Source organism: Wolbachia endosymbiont of Drosophila aff. chauvacae BK-2020 (assembly GCF_032848195.1).
Classification (GTDB): Bacteria; Pseudomonadota; Alphaproteobacteria; order Rickettsiales; family Anaplasmataceae; genus Wolbachia; species Wolbachia pipientis.
This window is the reverse complement of sequence record NZ_CP136586.1, coordinates 837,359-854,421: the sequence shown is the minus strand read 5'-3', so window position 1 is coordinate 854,421 and position 17,063 is coordinate 837,359. Positions and strand designations below refer to the sequence as shown.

Sequence of the window (17,063 nt, the reverse complement as noted above, 5' to 3'; positions counted from 1 at the left end):
ACTAACGTTCCATCGTTTTAGAGTTGTCAATGTCTTGAGTAGTAGTTTGATTAGGCACTTTAGTTTCAATAGATTGATTACCACCAGCATCAGAATTCTGTAACTCTTCTTTCAATCCCTTAGCTGCTTCTTTAACTTCAAGCTTTGCCTTTGGATGAAGATCTTCTGGGCCTTTTCCTTTAGTATCCAAACCTTGTTGTAGATTAGTGCTTTTCATTTTATTATGCTGCTCGCGCTCAGGTAGGTCAACGACCGAATTGAAAAGAATTTTTATTATATTTTTTAGCAGTTCTAAAAAACCTCCGCTTCTGCCTTCTCTTTGTTCTTGAGGTTTATTTTTCTCATTAGGTTCTTTTTTACTATTACTTTTAGGCATTTTTAACTCAACTATCATAACGCTTAATAAAATTCTACGTGCAAATTGTTAAATAACAGTTAACAATCTAGGATTTATTATTTACAGATGGATATTATTTTAGCAACAGGTGGCACAGGTGGGCATATCTTTCCGGCCATAGCTTTAGCAAAAGCACTAAAGACACAAGGATACAATTGCATATTATTCACTGATAAAAAAACAAATAAAAATACCGACATAGAAAGCTACACCTTACCATTACGTAGACCAAGCAGCAACAAATTTAAGCTTTTCCTTTTCTTGATATACAGCTCTATGTTAGCACTGTATCAAGTAAGAAAATTAAAACCAAAATCGGTCATTGGTTTTGGTAGCTATGCTTCTTTTCCAACTCTTCTTGCAGCAAGAGTTCTTTCTATACCTATAATTTTACATGAACAAAACACAGTTTTAGGGAGAGTAAATAGATTCTTTTTCAAGAGTGCAAAATTAATTGCAACCAGCTTTCCGGAGACTAAATATGCAGAGGGCAATAAATGTATTTTTACAGGAAATTTTGTTGATATAAAAGCACAGAGCCATTCTAGCACTGAGAAAATCCTAAATATATTGGTCATAGCAGGCAGCCAAGGTGCAAATTTTTTTGATGATGTAGTAAGCAGCGTAATTTGTGATTTACCTATTAAAATGAAAAAGAAAATTAGAGTGACGCAGCAATGTACGAAGAAAAATGTAAACAAGGTCAAAAGTCTATACAAAAGTGAAAAGATCGATTGTGAATTGAGTGAATTTTTTGATGATATGGAGAATAGACTGGCCAATGCTCACTTGGTAATTAGCAGAGCAGGAGCAACTTCAATAGCAGAGATCACTCTTGCTAGGCGTTCTGCTATATATATTCCTTACCCTTACTCAAAAGATAATCACCAATTTTATAACGCAAAATATATTGAAGACTCGAGAGCAGCTATAATAGTTAAGCAGAATAGTGAAGCAAAAAAAAATCTAACAGAGGTACTATTTGATCTATTAAATAATTCTCAAAAATTGCGTGATATGACCAATAGTACAGAAAAAACAGGGATAAAGAATGGGACTACTGAGTTTGTTAAGGTGATTGTTCACAGGTTTAGTTGATGGCTGCTTGCTTTTTCTTCAAACACGTCCCAAAGATCCTTTTCTAGCGATATATTATACAATTTATTGATATAAACTACTCCCGTGGGTGAAGTTGTGTTAATTTCGAGCAGGAAGTCATCTATAATATCAATACCAACAAATATTAGCCCTCTTTTCTTTAATTCAGGACCAATTTTGTTACATATTTCATTGTTTCTATCGTTCATTTGAGCGGGCTCAAAACTTGCTCCAAGTCGCATGTTTGTTCTGATCTCTCCACTGATTTTTGGAATTCGTTTCATTACACCAATTGGTTGGCCATAAAGTAGCAATATTCTTTTATCTTTATCTATGTTTTTACAAAATGATTGTGCAATCACAGGGCATTCGTATTTTGCTATCATGAGATCCACTACTACTTGAATACTATTCTCATCTTGTATTCTTATCACATCGTTTCCTCCATAACTATACAATGGCTTCAGAATAATATCTTGATAGTTGTAGTAGAAATCTCTAATCATTGATATATTTTCAGTAATCAAAGTTGGCGGAATTAGTTCTGGAAATAATGAAGTTATCAATTTTTCAGGACAATTTCTTATTTCTGTTGGATTGTTAATTACCAATGCGCTAGTTTTTTCTAAGATATATGTTGTTGTAATGTAACGCATATCAAAAGGTGGATCCTGTCTGATAAATATGATGTTCATTTCATTCAAGTTGATAGCTACATCTTTTTTGGAGATAAAACTAAAATCATCAACGCTGACTTTCTGAGCAAAAGCAATTGGATAGTTTAGCTTTAGTGCTAAATTATCAGGAGTATAAACAAAAATTTCATACCCCCTCCTTTGTGCTTCTTTTATTAGCGCAAATGTAGTATCAGTTTCAAAATTTATATTTTCATCCATCTGAAAGGCAATTTTCATTTATGTTCTCTACCTATTGTCACAACTGTACAAATGTTATAATTTGAAAGCGATTTTTGCCTAATGGCGTAACTTACTGTACCTGTATCGTACATAACTTACAACTTGTTTTACTCCCTTTACTTTTCTTGCAATTGCTATTACAGCTTTTAATTCCGCTTTATTTTGGGCTATACCCATCAAATAAACAACTCTATCAACCGTATTAACGCTATAATTAATTGACTTAATATTTCTTTTTCCCAGGAGTCTTGTTCTTATTTCCGCTGTTATCATGCCATCTACAGTGGTGTCTAGCATGGAAGCCATTTGAATTGGTATTACTCTTATTTCATTTATCACTTCTTTAATTTCTTTTTGCTGCCAAGCTATTTTTTCTGCTGTAAGTTGTTTTTCAGGAGTGTCAACACTTCCAATGAGCAATACTCTTCCTTCACTTACTTGAACCTTTATGGATGAAAATAGCCCATGTTTTAAGAGCCCCTTATTAATTCTGATGACCATAGTCGTATCATCAATGATATTTCCCAAGGATTTGTCCTGCATTGTTATTGCTGTTGCTGCCGCTGTAGCCACCACACCACCTATTATAAGGGTTGTGCAACCACTTTGTGTAATCAAAAAAATTGCGAGTAAGAAGCTTGTTATTAATCTCATTATTGATTTTCAGGGTTTAGAGCTTTCATTAAGAAATGTTAATAAGCTTTTTTGATTGTGTAAATACCATAAATTAAGTAAGACTTTAAACCTTGAATATTTTTAATGGAATACCTATAATAGGGTACTAAAAATTTCTTGCGGATATGGCGGAATTGGTAGACGTGCCAGGTTTAGGTCCTGGTGAGCTTGCTCGTGGGGGTTCAAGTCCCTCTATCCGCACTTTAAAGTCATGTAACTTAGGTTTTAAGGGAAAATTTATAATCACTAAATACACTTTTGTTTGTGTAAAAACCTGTTCTTAAGGATTGTGTTTAACTTAAATTCTGGTAAAATGACTCTATTAAGATATGAATTAAAATGTTAATAAATGAATTATGATGTCTAATAATATACCTCAAAATACAGTCGAAGTAAGTAGCGTATATACCTACAAAGAGCTTAGTATAGATAAACTAAAGTATGAGTATGAAATCACAGTTGGTAGTGATTATATAAAACAAAAGGTAAATTCCAGGTTGCAAGAGATAGCAGAAAATGCAAAATCACCTGGATTTAGGGCTGGAAAGATGCCCTATGACCTTGTTGTTGCAAATTATAAAAACGAGGCTTTGGAATATGTGATAAATAATACAATTGATTATTGCTCAAGTGATTTGATGAAAAAAATTGAAGTCAAGTCTCACATTTATCCTAAGGTTGATGTTATATCATTACCAGATCTGGGCAAAGAAAATGAGGAGGGCAATTTTGTATACAAGCTATCTTTTGAGTCGATGCCTGAAGTACTAGTGATAGATCTTGACAAAATAAACTTAAAGAAAATTGAAGCAAAGATTGAAGAGGAAGATATAAAAGAATTTATTGATTCTATTAAAACAAAGTTCCCCAATTTCGCCTCTGTTGATGATGCTTCTTATCAAGCGAAAGATGGGGATAAATTGATAATTGATTTTGAAGGGCGGATTAGGAATAAGCTCTTTCAAGGTGGAAGTAGCAAAAATTTTGCCGTTAATTTAGGGTCTGGCACATTTATTAATGGTTTTGAAGATCAATTAACTGGTATGAAAAAGGGAGAAACAAAGAACTTTAAGTTGAAATTTCCTGAAAATTACCAAGCCATTTCCCTTGCAGGACAGGAAGCTGATTTTTCTGTGCGAGTTAATGAGATTCAAATTGCCAAAGATTTTGAAAATGATGATGAAATAGCTAAGAGTATTGGGTTTAAAGATTATTCTTTGCTAATAAATCATGCAAAAAAAATGATTGGTGATCAGTGCACCGAAATGAGAAATCTCTTAATTAAAAAGGAGCTGTTTGATTATTTGGATGCTAATTATAGTTTTGATTTACCCACAGACATAGTAAAACAGGAGCAACAAAGAATGGAAGGAGAATTGGGTGCTCAAAATGATTCTTGTAAAGAAGCTGAAAAACGTGTAAAGCTTGCTATGTTATTTATGAAATTTAGTGCAGAACATAAAATATCATTAACTCAAAATGATGTTTTGAGTGTTATTGTAAATCAATATGTCAGTAAAGATGTGCAATTTGACAGAGTACTTAAGCATTTTGAATCAAATAAACAATTTCAAGAATTAGTTAGAGGGCAAGCGCTTGAGTATAAAGTGACAGATTATATAACAGAAAAAGTTAGTAAAGAAGAGCAGATTGTTTCTGTGAAAGAATTAAAGGAATTATTTGATAATATTTAATAGGGAAAGGTATGACTCTTATACCAATTGTAGTTGAACAAACTAGTCGCGGTGAGCGCGCTTATGACATATATTCAAGACTAGTGAAAGAAAGAATAATTTTTGTAACAGGTCCTATTGAAGACAATATGGCCAGTGTAATAGTAGCACAGCTTTTATTTTTAGAATCGGAAAATCCCGATAAAGACATTTGTATGTACATCAACTCACCAGGTGGTGTTGTAACTGCTGGTTTGTCGATCTACGATACAATGCAGTATATAAACCCAGACGTTTCAACTTTATGTATAGGTCAAGCTGCGTCTATGGGTTCTTTATTGCTTGCAGCTGGTACAAAAGGTAAGCGCTACTCTCTACCTCATTCAAGAATTATGATACATCAGCCATCTGGTGGTTATCATGGTCAAGCAACTGATATAGAAATACATGCTAATGAAATTTTGCGGGTTAAGAAAAAACTAAATCAAATTTATGAAAAACATACTGGAAATTCACTGAAGAAAATTGAAGGAATGATGGAAAGAGATAAATTCATGGATCCTGAAGAAGCAAGGAAAATTGGCTTAATTGACAGGGTGATAGCTGAGCGTACAGATATTGAAGTTGAAAATATTAAAGTTAAACAAAAGGTGGGTTAATGGATAACAATAATGATTTACACTACTGTTCTTTTTGCAACAAGGCGCAAGATGAAGTAGATAAATTGATTACTAACTCTTCGGATGGTTTAAAGGTGTTTATTTGTAATGAGTGCATAGAATTATCCCATAAAGCAATAAGTCAAAAGAAAGATAGATCTTTTAATTCAGATCGTATATCTGATATGAAGCTATTACTAAAGAAACCTGAGGATATAAAAAACTTTCTCAGCAAGCATGTTGTAGGTCAAGAACACGCGCAACACGTTTTATCTGTAGCTATGTATAACCATTGTCAATCCATGGTACAATTTCATGCTATAAGTGATATTGAAATCGAGAAGTCAAATATAATGCTTATTGGTCCCACTGGTTCTGGTAAGACTTTGCTAGCCAAAACACTTGCTAAAGTTTCAGATGTGCCATTTGCTATGGCTGATGCGACAACTTTAACTGAGGCAGGTTATGTGGGTGATGATGTAGAAAGCGTGTTGTCGCGTTTATTACAAGCTGCAAATTATGACGTTGTAAAAGCACAGCGTGGTATAGTGTTTATAGATGAAATAGACAAAATTACAAGAAAATCTGAAAGCACTTCAATAACCCGTGACGTTTCAGGTGAAGGGGTCCAGCAAGCTCTGCTTAAGATTATGGAGGGTACAGTTGCTTATGTTCCGCCACAAGGAGGGCGAAAACACCCACAACAAGAGTTTATACAAGTGGATACTAGTAACATACTGTTTATTTGTGGAGGAGCTTTTGAAGGCCTCGATAAAATTATTGAAGCGAAAAAAAAGGGAACGTCAGTTGGCTTTGGAGCAGATATAAGTCAGTCTAAAGAGCAAAAGAAAAAGAATGCTTTACATGATGTTCAACCTGAAGATTTAATCAAATTCGGTTTAATACCCGAATTTGTAGGGCGGGTTCCAATAACTGCTGTTTTAGATGAGCTGGATCATGAAGATTTAATACATGTGTTGACAGAGCCAAGGAATGCACTAATAAAACAGTACAAAGCATTGCTTGCGTTTAGCAAAGTAAACCTTGAGTTTTCAGATGAAGCAATATCAGCTATTGCTAAAAAGGCTATAAGCTACAAAACAGGTGCAAGAATGTTACGTGCTATCTTGGAGTCACTTTTGCTTGACATTATGTATACATCTGGAAACGGAGGCTTTGAAGGTAGCACTATAGTAATCACTAAGAAAATGGTAGAATTAGGAAAAGCAACGGTTAATCATAATAACAATGGCAATGTTATAACGGTTAATGATTAATTTGAGGCATATATTATGAACATTGAACGTGCTGTAAGCTCTAGTTTTACTGCATTGCCAGTATTACCTTTAAGAGATGTAGTAATTTTTCCAAATATAATGGTGCCTTTATTCATAGGCAGAGAAAAATCTGTTAATGCACTAGAGTATGCAATAAGTAGTAGTAATCACCAAAATGAGATTTTTCTTGTAGCACAGAAAGATGGCTCTGTTGATAATCCAGAGCCTGAAGATCTTTATGAAGTAGGTGTGTTAGCAAGCATTGTACAACCGTTAATAAAATTACCTGACAATGTAGTAAAAGTTATAATCCGGGGGATAAGAAGGGGAAGAGTTGTAGAATATATTAGCTCTCATACTTTATTACAAGCCAGGGTAGAGTTAGACAATTATTATAAAGAAGATGAAGACAATATTGATTTAGAAGCTTTAAGGCGGTCTGTTGTAGACGCGTTCGATAGCTGGTGTAAGCTAAACAAGAAAAATCAACCCGAGGTTGCCATTAACTCCATTGATCAAATCAAAGAAGTTGATCAACTTGTAGACACGGTAGCTTCACATTTAAATATAAAAGTATCAGATAAACAAAGTATACTTGAGGTTTATGACCCAGAAGAGCGTTTAAAAAAAGCTTTTGCTTTTATTGAGAGAGAAATGAGTATTTTGAACGCACAAAACCGTTTATATAAGACAATTAAATCGCAAGTTGAAAGCACTCAGAAAGTTTACTACCTTAACGAGCAATTGAAAGCTATACAGAAAGAATTAGGCGAATTTGAGAATGGTGATGAAGGGAATATACTCAATGAATTTGAAAAAAAGATAAATGAAACAAAGCTTTCTCAGGAAGCAAGAGAGAAAGCTATAACTGATTTGAAGAGATACAAGAAAATGAATCCCATTTCTCCTGAAGCTACAGTTATATCTAGTTACTTGCATTGGTTGCTTGAGTTGCCATGGGGAAAGTACAAAGATGCAAAAATTAACTTAAATGCAGCTAAGAAAATCTTAGATGAAAATCATTATGGCATAGAGAAAGTAAAAGATAGAATAATAGAATTTTTAGCGGTATTAAAAAGAGTAAAAGAGATAAAAGGTCCTATACTTTGCTTAGTTGGACCGCCAGGTGTTGGTAAAACTTCTTTAGCTAAGTCTATGGCAAGAGCAGTAGGAAGAGATTTTGTTCGCATAGCTCTTGGTGGTGTGCGTGATGAGTCTGAGATACGAGGGCATAGGAAAACTTATATTGGCTCAATGCCTGGTAAAATCATTCAACACATGAAAAAAGCTAATTCATGCAACCCGCTTTTTCTGCTTGATGAAATAGATAAGATGGGTTCTGATTCGCGTGGCGATCCTGCGTCTGCATTACTTGAGGTTTTAGATACTGAGCACAATAAACACTTTACGGATCATTACTTGGAAGTTGAGTTTGATCTTTCAAGTGTAATGTTTGTAGCTACGGCAAACAGCTTAAATTTACCACATCCTTTGCGTGATAGGATGGAAATTATACAATTGTCCGGGTATACTGAAGATGAAAAAATCAGTATTGCTACACACCACCTTATTCCGAAGTTAAAGAAGGAGCATGGTTTGTATCAGAAGGAATGGGACATAACTAATGAGGCGTTATACGAGTTGATACGTTTATATACACGTGAAAGTGGTGTGCGGAGTATGGAAAGGGAGCTTGCAAAGCTCATGAGAAAGGCAGTTAAAGAAATATTGACTGATAAAAATAAGAAAATATCCGTAGGGGTTGACAATTTACAAGATTATTTAGGGGTACGTAAATATACCTTTGGCATTGCGGAAAATGAGAGTTTAGTAGGAATAGTAACTGGGCTCGCCTATACTGAAACAGGTGGTGATATTTTGATGATAGAATCAGTCCTAATTCCGGGCAAGGGAGAAATAAAATACACAGGAAAGCTTGGAGAGGTTATGCAAGAATCTATAAAAGCTGCGTATAGTTATATTCGATCAAATTGTTTGTTTTTTGGTATAAAGCCCGAAAAATTCCAAAATAATGATATACATTTGCATGTACCTGAGGGTGCTGTACCAAAAGATGGCCCTTCTGCTGGCGGCGCGGTATGTACGTCTATTGTTTCTCTTATGACAAATATACCAGTTAACAAAAATGTTGCTATGACAGGCGAAGTGACATTGCGTGGTAGAGTTTTAGCTATCGGGGGCTTGAGAGAAAAATTGCTTGCAGCGCTCAGAGGATCAATCAAAACTGTGATTATACCAAGTGAAAATGAGAAAGATATGCAAGAAATTCCGGCAAGCATCAAAGAAGGGATCAACGTAGTTTTTGCTAAGAATATTGATGAAGTTATGAAAGTTGCTTTAATGCACCCTACTACTCCAATTAATGGTGATGATAATCAAAATAGTGTGCCTTCCTCTATAGAAAATAAAGATGATACTTTTCCTATATCGGAAACATTGAAGCATTAGATTAAGAAAATATTATCAATCTCCATTTCTCTTTTATCCGGCAAGAATCTACCAGCTTGTGCATTCCATAAGGATATGACTTGCTTTGTTGTTATGTCATTCATATTTTTTACTTATTCTATCTCCCAGTTTTATTCAAGTAGATGATATATTATAATAGTCCTTTTCATGGAAACCTTTTCTGGTAGATTGCTTTCTAGAAAAACCTTGGTCAAGGTGCTAACTGTGGTTTATAATAATATAAATCATATCATAGTTGATTTGCGTTTATCAGAGCTGGAGTAGAGGTATGTTTTATCTTACAAATTTTTTGCCTATTTTACTGTTCCTATTTCTTTTTGTAGGAAGTGGTATATATTTTACTATTCTTGGCGTGTCAAATGCTTTTTATCAGTTATCTCCACTGGTAGCCATTGTTCCTGCCATAGCTCTGGGTTGGGTTTTATACAAGGGCAATACTGAAGAAAAAATGTATGCCTTTCTAGATGGGGTAAGAGATCGTAATATTATCACTATGTGTATCATTTTCTTACTTGCAGGTGCATTCAGTGAAGTAACTAAAGCAATCGGTAGTGCTGATGCCACAGTTAATTTGGCTCTTTCATTTATACCAACACAATTTTTACTCATAGGATTATTTTTTGTAGCAGCTTTCATCTCCACTGCTATTGGTACATCAATGGGCACCATTGCAACAATTGCTCCTATTGCAGTTGAACTGACACAAGCTGGGATTTCTCCTTCCTTAGGAGTTGCAACCGTTGTAGGAGGAGCAATGTTTGGCGACAATTTATCTATTATCTCTGATACTACAATTGCATCTGTGATGTCTCAAAAGGCTGATATAAAGAAAAAATTCAAACTGAATGCAAAAGTGGCACTAATTGCTTCTATATTCACAATAATTATATTATTTTATAGCTCAAGCAATAGTGCTGCTATTTCAGTTAAGGAGTATTCTTTATTGCTTGTGACTCCTTACATAATACTTATATTGCTTGCAAACTTTGGAATAAATGTATTTACGGCATTGGTTTTAAGCATAACTTTTGCTGGAATCATTGGATTTATAAATAACAACAATCATGGTTTATTGTTTTTAAGCCAAAACATCACCAAAGGGTTTATGAGTATGCATGAAATTATGCTACTGTCATTGATGGTTGGCGGGCTTTCAGGACTGGTAGGTAAAAATTCTAAGGAGCTTGCAGATAAACTTTCATCTTGGGTTATGATACAACGTGGTGGACAAAAAACTGCGCAATTATTTATTGCAAAAATAGTCAGCATATTTGATATTTTACTTGCAAATAACACCATCGCTATAATTTTTAGTGGTGAAATTGCTAGAGATATTGCTAAGAAATATGAAATACCGCCTCACTATAGTGCAGCATGGCTAGGCATATTTTCTTGTGTATTTCAAGGATTAATACCGTATGGCGCTCAATTGCTTTTGGCTAGCACTATTGCTGGAGTTTCACCTTTGGCAGTCGTGCCACACGTATACTATTGCTATGTTTTAGGTATTATTGCAGTGTTATATATTGTATTGAACAAAATTGAGAAAAAAGATTGTGCTTAATATACAAGACAACGCTCCGCTCTGTAGAAAATGGATGTTCTTGGCAGTATGTGCTCTTGCTTGCTCTGGGTTACTGTCAATAATTGTTATTTTTCTACGATTGCCTTTTATCTCCTCTCTTGTTCCTTCTGCACAATATATTTTTGATAATGCGCTGGTAATACACGTGAACTTGTCAATTTTAGTGTGGATGTGCTCTATGATATCTCTGCTCTTTATCATAAACCTACAAAATACCAATAGTGGGTTTAACTTTTCATGGGTTCTATCAACCCTTTCGATGCTGCTCATGTTTATATCCGCATTCGTTCCAAATACTGAAGTTATCAAAAGTAACTATATTCCCGTATTACAAAACAAATTATTTTTACTTGGACTCAGTTTATTTATTGCCAGTATATTAGTAAATACAATGCTAGCATACACATCAAAAAAAGAGGTTTCATTTCTCTCTGTTGGGCAAATTGGGCTAGTTATTATACTTGTATCGTCATTTCTTTGCTTTGTTTTAGCATATAATAATATGCCTCCAGGTCTATATCACTCAGATAATAATTTATTTTACGAATATCTCTTTTGGGGAGGCGGACATTTATTGCAGTTTGCTTTTACTCAAGGAATGTTTTTAGTCTATTTAATAATGCTAAGTTCCAATGATATTAGTTTAGCTTCAAACAATAAAATTACTATTTTACCACTATTTATAAACACGATTTTAGCTGTAGGCGCACCGTTTGTATATTTTGTTTATCCAGTTGATAGTGCCAAGTTAATACAGTTTTTTACTTGGCATATGAGGATTGCTGGAGCAGTTTTGCCGTGCTTTTTGATAATATTAGTGTGCTACAACATCAGAACTTTTATTAATGATAAAAGCAACTATTTATTACATTCATTTTTGTTGTTCACTTATGGAGATGTGCTCGGAGTGTTGACTATTGAAGGTAATGTCACGATTCCTGCTCATTATCACGGTTCTGTAGTTGGTATCACTATAGCTTTTATGAATTTTGTCTACTGGATGTTACCTAAATTAAACTTTAAAGAGATAAAAAGTTCCATGGTAAGATTACAGATTTATGCCTACAGTATAGGGCATTTTCTCCATATCACTGGCCTTGTGTGGCTTGGTGGATATGGTGCTTTAAGGAAGGTTGCAGATCTGCCAAGTATTTCGTCAATGTTAGCACGCACGTGCTTCATTATAGGTGGCGCTATATCAGTTGTTGGTGGAATGTTGTTCGTAATAATTGTGCTTTTACATCTGTTAAAAGGCAAAGCGCGTACCAACTGACCCATAGAAACAAAAAAAACTTCCTTGACAAACTCCGCCAGCCCCCTTATCATGAAACTGAAGCTATTTATTTATCTTCTCTGTACAGATTAAATGACAAAAAAACTCACGTATCTGGCGTCCCATGTTTAATTTTTTGCACTATGTGCACCTTATGTCTTTATAAAATTTCTAAGTTTTTACCTAATATAAGCTGAAATGCGCTTATAAAGCATTTAAAACATCAAAAAACGCCGATTTAAAAAATGGATAGTGAATAACTAGCTACCCTAAGGTTTCTTTTGCCTTTTTTTCTGTTTAGTAAATTTCTTAATGTTTATAATTTAGATTAGTTGCGGCTTAAAAGCAACTAAATCGCGGTTATTAAGCGTTTAGAATAAAAAAACGCCATACTTGAAAGTATAATGTAAGTAATTAGCCAACCACGGGGCTTCTTTTGCCTTTTTTTCATTTGGTAAATTTTTTAATATTTATACGGAAGGTAGCGCGTGACGCTGGAACCCCAAAAAAAGGATGATGTCATCCCAGTGCTCCTTTTTTTGTCATCCGAGTAGCTGACACTGTCCTCCTTTGTCATCCCAGTGCCCAGACACTGGGATCCAGCATTTCACGCAATCCCATCAAGAACGTTGTATTTTACATAACACTTTTATGCTTACCAACTTAATAAAATTCCTGGATCCCAGTGTCAGCTACTCGGATGACAAAAAAAGGAGCACTGGGATGACAGGAGAGGGAGGCTACTTGGATGGCATCATAGGGGCACTGGGATGACACCATTCTTTTTCCTGGATCCAAATAGTCAAGGCACTGGAATGACAAAAAAAGGAGGCACTGGAACGACAAAGTGGAGTGTCTGCTTCTGTCATCCTATGATAGCTAAAAAGACCTGGTCACGCGCTGGAATGACACCGAAGGGGCTACTGCCCTCTTGGATGGAGACCAGTGTCAGCTACTTAGATGATACCTTTTTTCTACTTAGTTTAGGTTATGCAGAAGTCTAATACAATTATAGAACAAGCTTAAAAATTCTGGTAAAGTAGTTTTATTTACAAAGAAAGAATATGCTACTTGAAATTGAAAAGCGCAGCATAACAAATGCATTGTGGAAGTTGCAAGAAGCAGATCAAAGGCAAATCTTAACTCTTACACAGAGATTTGAGTTACCAGAAATATTAGCAAGAATATTGGTTACTCGTGGTGTTAACATAGAAAATGCAAGCGACTTCTTATATCCACTAATCAGATCGCTATTACCAGATCCCTTTCACCTTCTTGATATGGATAAAGCTGTTTCTCGTATAATACGGGCAATAAAAAATGATGAAAACCTTGCAATATTTGGTGACTATGATGTTGATGGTGCAACGTCGTCAGCATTGATTAACAGGTACCTGAGAGCAATCGATATACACTCTATAATCTACATTCCAGATCGTGTTGATGAGGGTTATGGATTAAACACAGATGCTTTATTACAACTTAAAAAGAATGGAATTGATTTATGTATTTCCGTTGATTGTGGTACGCTTGCATATCAACCAATAGAAGATGCAAAGGCTTTTGGTCTTGATATTATAGTTGTTGACCATCACCTTGGTACGGAAAAATTACCAAGCGCCGTAGCAGTTGTGAATCCAAACCGCCTTGATGAGAGCTCTCCTTATAATAACCTAGCAGCAGTTGGAGTGTCATTTCTGCTAATTGTTGCTCTTAATAAAAGCCTACGTGAGCAAGGATTTTTTACCAACAAAAAAGAACCAGATTTATTTGATCTGTTGGATTTGGTTGCCCTGGGAACTGTCTGTGATGTTATGCAGATCACAGGCCTCAATAGAGCACTTGTCTCACAAGGATTAAAAGTTATGTCAACAAGAAAAAACGTTGGCTTGCGTGTTTTATTTGATGCTTTGGGAATCCTTGAAAAACCAAGTGTTTCTCGATTAGGGTTTAGTATTGGGCCATGCATAAATGCTGGAGGAAGAATTGGAGAAGCATCGCTTGGTGCAAGGTTGCTTTCCACCGATGATGATGAAGAGGCACATTCAATCGCGCTAAAATTAATAGATTTGAATAATGCAAGAAAAGTGTTAGAAAATGAGGCTCTCTTGGAAGCTACAGCACAAGCGGAAAAGTCTGCCCAATCAGGTGCGAATTTTATAATGATAAGTGGCAATTGGCACCAGGGAATAATTGGTATAATTGCATCAAGGCTAAAGGAGCAGTTTCACTTGCCAACAGTAGTGATATCTTTAAATAATGGAATAGGAAAAGCAAGCTGTAGATCAATTTTGGGAGTTGATATCGGTGCTGCAGTCCTTTCCGCAAAGTTTATAAATTTGATTATTGAAGGTGGTGGCCATAGTATGGCGGCAGGATTTTCAATTAAAGAAGACAAAATAAATGATTTGCATGATTTTTTTACTGAAAGATTTTCAAACTCTATAAATGAGAAAACTTTAAAAGCTGATAGTATAGTAACTGCTAAAGCAATAAACTTATCTCTGTGGAACCAACTGCAACGCTTGGGACCATTTGGAGTTGGAAATCCTGAACCAAGGTTTATTATCCAAGGAGCAAAGATAAGAAAGCCTGAAGTTATAGGAGTTGACCATATAAAATGTTTTATTGCTGATGATAATGTTATGGTAAGAGCTATTGCATTTCGTTCTGCAAATACTCATCTTGGCTCTGCTATCATGCAGGGTAATGTTAAAGCGATTTTGGGTAAAATCTCTATGAATTACTGGAATGGCAATGAATTTGTACAATTTTTAATAGAAGATGTATTGACCATAAGTTGAGTGTATCTGTTCAGCAGAGTGGCAAAATAGGTAGACAAGATAAACCAAAAAATCGAGAAAAAGTGAGTTTACAACAACTGGTGTCATGAAATTATCTGACACTGATTTCCATCCAAGAGGGTGTCATCGCAGTGCTCCTATAATGTCATCCCAGTGCGTGACACTGGGATGACACCCTACTTAACCGTCATACCGCGATTCATTCGCGGTATCTCTTAGCCGCTAACAAGTAGCGGGATGACGAGCTTATCGTCATGCCACTGCGAACCGTCATACCGCCGCGAACCGTCATACCGCGATTCATTCGCGGTATCTCTTAGCCGCTAACAAGCAGTGGGATGACGAGCTTATCGTCACGCCGCCACGAACCGTCATACCGCCGCGGCGCTAACAAGAGATCCCGCTAACAAGCAGCGGGATGACGGTTGTCGTTTAGCCATAAACATTAAAAAATTTACCAAATGAAAAAAAAGGCAAAAGAAACCCTAGTCATTGTCTATTTTCAGTATTGGCGTTTTTAAGTCTTAAACACTGCAATTTAGCTGCTTTTGAATGCAACTAACCTACGCTACAAATGTTTAAGAAATTTACTAAGCAGAAAAAAAGGCAAAAGAAACCCCGTGTTAGCTAGTTGTCACTCTCTAATCCTGCAAATTGGCGTACTATACTGTCTTAAACGACTTATAAGCGCGTTTCAGCTTATATAGGTAAAAACCCAGAAATGTTGTGAAGACATAAGGTGCACATAGTGCAAAAAATTAAAAATAAGACGCCAACTACGTTGTTTTCTTGCTGTTTAATCTGCACAGATGAAGATAACTGAATACCTTCAATACCATGATAAGGGGGCTGGCGGAGTTTGTCAAGCAAGTTTTTCGTTTCTATATGGGCTACCTTAAGACTTCAACGTCTTAACGCACTTGACCCCACCAGCATATAAATTTGCATGGCTCTTTCCAGTATTAAGCAATGCAAATCCAATGTTGTCTACACTAGAGCGCAGTTCCCCTATTTCCTCATTGTTTTCATTTGTCACTTTAGTGCCAATATCTGGAAGTGCGTTATCCCCCTCAACAAGGTAAAGTTTTCTTCTGAATATTTCTTGTCTGCTCATTCGATTTACAACTTCCTGACCTATATAACACCCCTTATTAAAGCTTATACCGTTTACTTTATCGATTAAAAATTGCAGCGGAAACGATGAATTCTGCACCATATCTTTCGCTCCATCTGGAACGAGATTTTGAATTCTGACTTTTTCATACTGAGTAAAATCCCCAACCGGCTCTTTCATTTCATCTTTATGTATGATCCTCATTCCTAGCAGCTTGTGCCTTGGATCTTGAAAAATAACTTGTGACTTACTACTACACTCCGCCAACTTAGTATTAAACAAAACCCCAACCTTATATAGTGCACTAACGTCTTTAATCTTTACCCTCAAATAAGTTTTAAGTAAATCTAGTTTCTCGATTATTTGCTGCAAGTGCATGTTTTCGCACTCCAAGAGGGTGTATTTACCATATTCAATAAGAAAAAAATCATATAGATATTTTCCCTGAGGGCTAAGCAATAAAGAGTAAATGGCTTTTTGGCTATCCAACTTATTAATATCATTGGTTATAATACCCTGCAGAAAATCTCTAGTGTCAGGCCCATATAGCACTATCACACCACGACTTAAAAATGGTATATAACTCATGAAATCTCTATAAATAAATCTAAATTTTATTATATAATATTAGGCTCTTTTAGAAACTGCTTTTGGCGTGCATATTTTATAATGGCGTGCATATTTTACAAGCTCCAGCCCTTGAAATCTAACTTACGAGTATATATATATAAACTCATAAGTTAATTTGTTGATGAGGAAAAACAAATGTCAAGTATAAGTTTAAATGTATTAGATGATAGCGTGCTGATCAAGCCTATTAGCGAAGAAAAGCAAGGTGGAATTGTGCTTCCATCAAGTGCTGAAAAGAAACCTACTAAAGGTGAAGTTATAGCAATTGGTGAAGGTTCACGCAATTCAAGTGGCGAACGCGTAACTTTAACTGTGAAAGCTGGTGATAAAGTGTTCTATCGCCAATGGGCTGGTACAGAAATAGAACATAATAATGAGAAGCTTATCGTGATGAAAGAGTCCGATATACTTGCTGTCATTAAGTAGCAGTCTTTATTTTACTAAACTGAAACAAAGCGCAACATAGCGCAT

At 35.5% G+C, this 17,063-nt stretch carries 15 protein-coding genes and 1 tRNA gene; 12 read left to right on the top strand and 4 right to left on the bottom strand.

Going from position 1 to position 17,063, the window contains the following annotated elements; translation table 11 throughout:
• Position 1: 1 nt before the first annotated feature.
• On the bottom strand, positions 2-394 hold the full coding sequence (locus tag R0F62_RS04485; protein WP_274979320.1) for a hypothetical protein: 393 nt from the start codon (positions 392-394) through the stop codon (positions 2-4).
• A gap of 69 nt (positions 395-463) precedes the next feature.
• Between R0F62_RS04485 and murG the strand changes: the two genes are divergently transcribed.
• Positions 464-1,495 carry an undecaprenyldiphospho-muramoylpentapeptide beta-N-acetylglucosaminyltransferase gene (murG, locus tag R0F62_RS04480; RefSeq protein WP_274979319.1) on the top strand — a complete coding sequence of 344 codons (1,032 nt, stop codon included), beginning with the start codon at positions 464-466 and terminating at the stop codon, positions 1,493-1,495.
• Here the strand turns inward: murG and gshB are convergent.
• Together gshB and R0F62_RS04470 are read right to left on the bottom strand one after the other, a co-directional pair.
• Positions 1,480-2,409 (bottom strand): glutathione synthase, encoded by a 930-nt coding sequence (gene gshB / locus R0F62_RS04475; protein WP_038198626.1) that lies wholly within the window; start codon positions 2,407-2,409, stop codon positions 1,480-1,482. The genes murG and gshB overlap by 16 nt on opposite strands.
• A 60-nt stretch (positions 2,410-2,469) precedes the next feature.
• Positions 2,470-3,066, bottom strand: coding sequence for a BON domain-containing protein (locus R0F62_RS04470; protein WP_274979318.1), 597 nt, complete (start codon positions 3,064-3,066; stop codon positions 2,470-2,472).
• A gap of 140 nt (positions 3,067-3,206) precedes the next feature.
• Between R0F62_RS04470 and R0F62_RS04465 the strand changes: the two genes are divergently transcribed.
• The 10 genes from R0F62_RS04465 to recJ all read left to right on the top strand — a co-directional run bounded on the left by R0F62_RS04465 (position 3,207) and on the right by recJ (position 14,848).
• Positions 3,207-3,288, top strand: a tRNA-Leu gene (locus R0F62_RS04465).
• A 158-nt stretch (positions 3,289-3,446) separates the two neighbouring features.
• Positions 3,447-4,781: a trigger factor gene (gene tig / locus R0F62_RS04460; protein WP_274979321.1), complete on the top strand. Its 1,335-nt coding sequence runs from the start codon at positions 3,447-3,449 to the stop codon at positions 4,779-4,781.
• An 11-nt stretch (positions 4,782-4,792) separates the two neighbouring features.
• Positions 4,793-5,419, top strand: coding sequence for an ATP-dependent Clp endopeptidase proteolytic subunit ClpP (gene clpP, locus R0F62_RS04455; RefSeq protein WP_274979317.1), 627 nt, complete (start codon positions 4,793-4,795; stop codon positions 5,417-5,419).
• Positions 5,419-6,696 carry an ATP-dependent Clp protease ATP-binding subunit ClpX gene (gene clpX / locus R0F62_RS04450; protein WP_274979316.1) on the top strand — a complete coding sequence of 426 codons (1,278 nt, stop codon included), beginning with the start codon at positions 5,419-5,421 and terminating at the stop codon, positions 6,694-6,696. Before clpP ends, clpX begins: the two co-directional genes overlap by 1 nt.
• Positions 6,697-6,711: 15 nt before the next feature.
• Positions 6,712-9,165 (top strand): endopeptidase La, encoded by a 2,454-nt coding sequence (lon, locus tag R0F62_RS04445; RefSeq protein WP_274979315.1) that lies wholly within the window; start codon positions 6,712-6,714, stop codon positions 9,163-9,165.
• A gap of 289 nt (positions 9,166-9,454) precedes the next feature.
• Positions 9,455-10,750 carry a Na+/H+ antiporter NhaC family protein gene (locus tag R0F62_RS04440; protein WP_274979314.1) on the top strand — a complete coding sequence of 432 codons (1,296 nt, stop codon included), beginning with the start codon at positions 9,455-9,457 and terminating at the stop codon, positions 10,748-10,750.
• A 34-nt stretch (positions 10,751-10,784) separates the two neighbouring features.
• Positions 10,785-12,044, top strand: coding sequence for a cbb3-type cytochrome c oxidase subunit I (locus R0F62_RS04435; protein WP_316659895.1), 1,260 nt, complete (start codon positions 10,785-10,787; stop codon positions 12,042-12,044).
• Positions 12,045-12,614: 570 nt separating this feature from the next.
• A complete protein-coding gene (locus R0F62_RS04430; RefSeq protein WP_274979312.1) occupies positions 12,615-12,818 on the top strand; it encodes a hypothetical protein in 204 nt (67 codons plus the stop codon).
• On the top strand, positions 12,815-13,048 hold the full coding sequence (locus R0F62_RS04425) for a hypothetical protein (RefSeq protein WP_010962507.1): 234 nt from the start codon (positions 12,815-12,817) through the stop codon (positions 13,046-13,048). Before R0F62_RS04430 ends, R0F62_RS04425 begins: the two co-directional genes overlap by 4 nt.
• Positions 13,049-13,108: 60 nt before the next feature.
• Entirely contained in the window at positions 13,109-14,848 is a 1,740-nt protein-coding gene (recJ, locus tag R0F62_RS04420; RefSeq protein ID WP_010962506.1) for a single-stranded-DNA-specific exonuclease RecJ, read from the top strand.
• 895 nt (positions 14,849-15,743) lie between these two features.
• Here the strand turns inward: recJ and ygfZ are convergent.
• Positions 15,744-16,550, bottom strand: a complete 807-nt coding sequence (gene ygfZ, locus R0F62_RS04415; protein WP_010962504.1) for a CAF17-like 4Fe-4S cluster assembly/insertion protein YgfZ — start codon at positions 16,548-16,550, stop codon at positions 15,744-15,746.
• Between the two features lie 186 nt (positions 16,551-16,736).
• Here ygfZ and R0F62_RS04410 point away from each other — a divergent pair, with 186 nt between their 5' ends.
• Positions 16,737-17,018, top strand: coding sequence for a co-chaperone GroES (locus tag R0F62_RS04410; RefSeq protein ID WP_173862895.1), 282 nt, complete (start codon positions 16,737-16,739; stop codon positions 17,016-17,018).
• The last annotated feature ends 45 nt before the right edge of the window (positions 17,019-17,063 follow it).

What these genes read in the sequence shown, in the direction of transcription:
- R0F62_RS04485 (WP_274979320.1), bottom strand. Translation starts at nt 394, where the DNA reads ATGATAGTTGAGTTAAAAATGCCTAAAAGTAATAGTAAAAAAGAACCT.
- murG (WP_274979319.1), top strand. Translation starts at nt 464, where the DNA reads ATGGATATTATTTTAGCAACAGGTGGCACAGGTGGGCATATCTTTCCG.
- gshB (WP_038198626.1), bottom strand. Translation starts at nt 2,409, where the DNA reads ATGAAAATTGCCTTTCAGATGGATGAAAATATAAATTTTGAAACTGAT.
- R0F62_RS04470 (WP_274979318.1), bottom strand. Translation starts at nt 3,066, where the DNA reads ATGAGATTAATAACAAGCTTCTTACTCGCAATTTTTTTGATTACACAA.
- tig (WP_274979321.1), top strand. Translation starts at nt 3,447, where the DNA reads ATGTCTAATAATATACCTCAAAATACAGTCGAAGTAAGTAGCGTATAT.
- clpP (WP_274979317.1), top strand. Translation starts at nt 4,793, where the DNA reads ATGACTCTTATACCAATTGTAGTTGAACAAACTAGTCGCGGTGAGCGC.
- clpX (WP_274979316.1), top strand. Translation starts at nt 5,419, where the DNA reads ATGGATAACAATAATGATTTACACTACTGTTCTTTTTGCAACAAGGCG.
- lon (WP_274979315.1), top strand. Translation starts at nt 6,712, where the DNA reads ATGAACATTGAACGTGCTGTAAGCTCTAGTTTTACTGCATTGCCAGTA.
- R0F62_RS04440 (WP_274979314.1), top strand. Translation starts at nt 9,455, where the DNA reads ATGTTTTATCTTACAAATTTTTTGCCTATTTTACTGTTCCTATTTCTT.
- R0F62_RS04435 (WP_316659895.1), top strand. Translation starts at nt 10,785, where the DNA reads ATGTTCTTGGCAGTATGTGCTCTTGCTTGCTCTGGGTTACTGTCAATA.
- R0F62_RS04425 (WP_010962507.1), top strand. Translation starts at nt 12,815, where the DNA reads ATGACACCATTCTTTTTCCTGGATCCAAATAGTCAAGGCACTGGAATG.
- recJ (WP_010962506.1), top strand. Translation starts at nt 13,109, where the DNA reads ATGCTACTTGAAATTGAAAAGCGCAGCATAACAAATGCATTGTGGAAG.
- ygfZ (WP_010962504.1), bottom strand. Translation starts at nt 16,550, where the DNA reads ATGAGTTATATACCATTTTTAAGTCGTGGTGTGATAGTGCTATATGGG.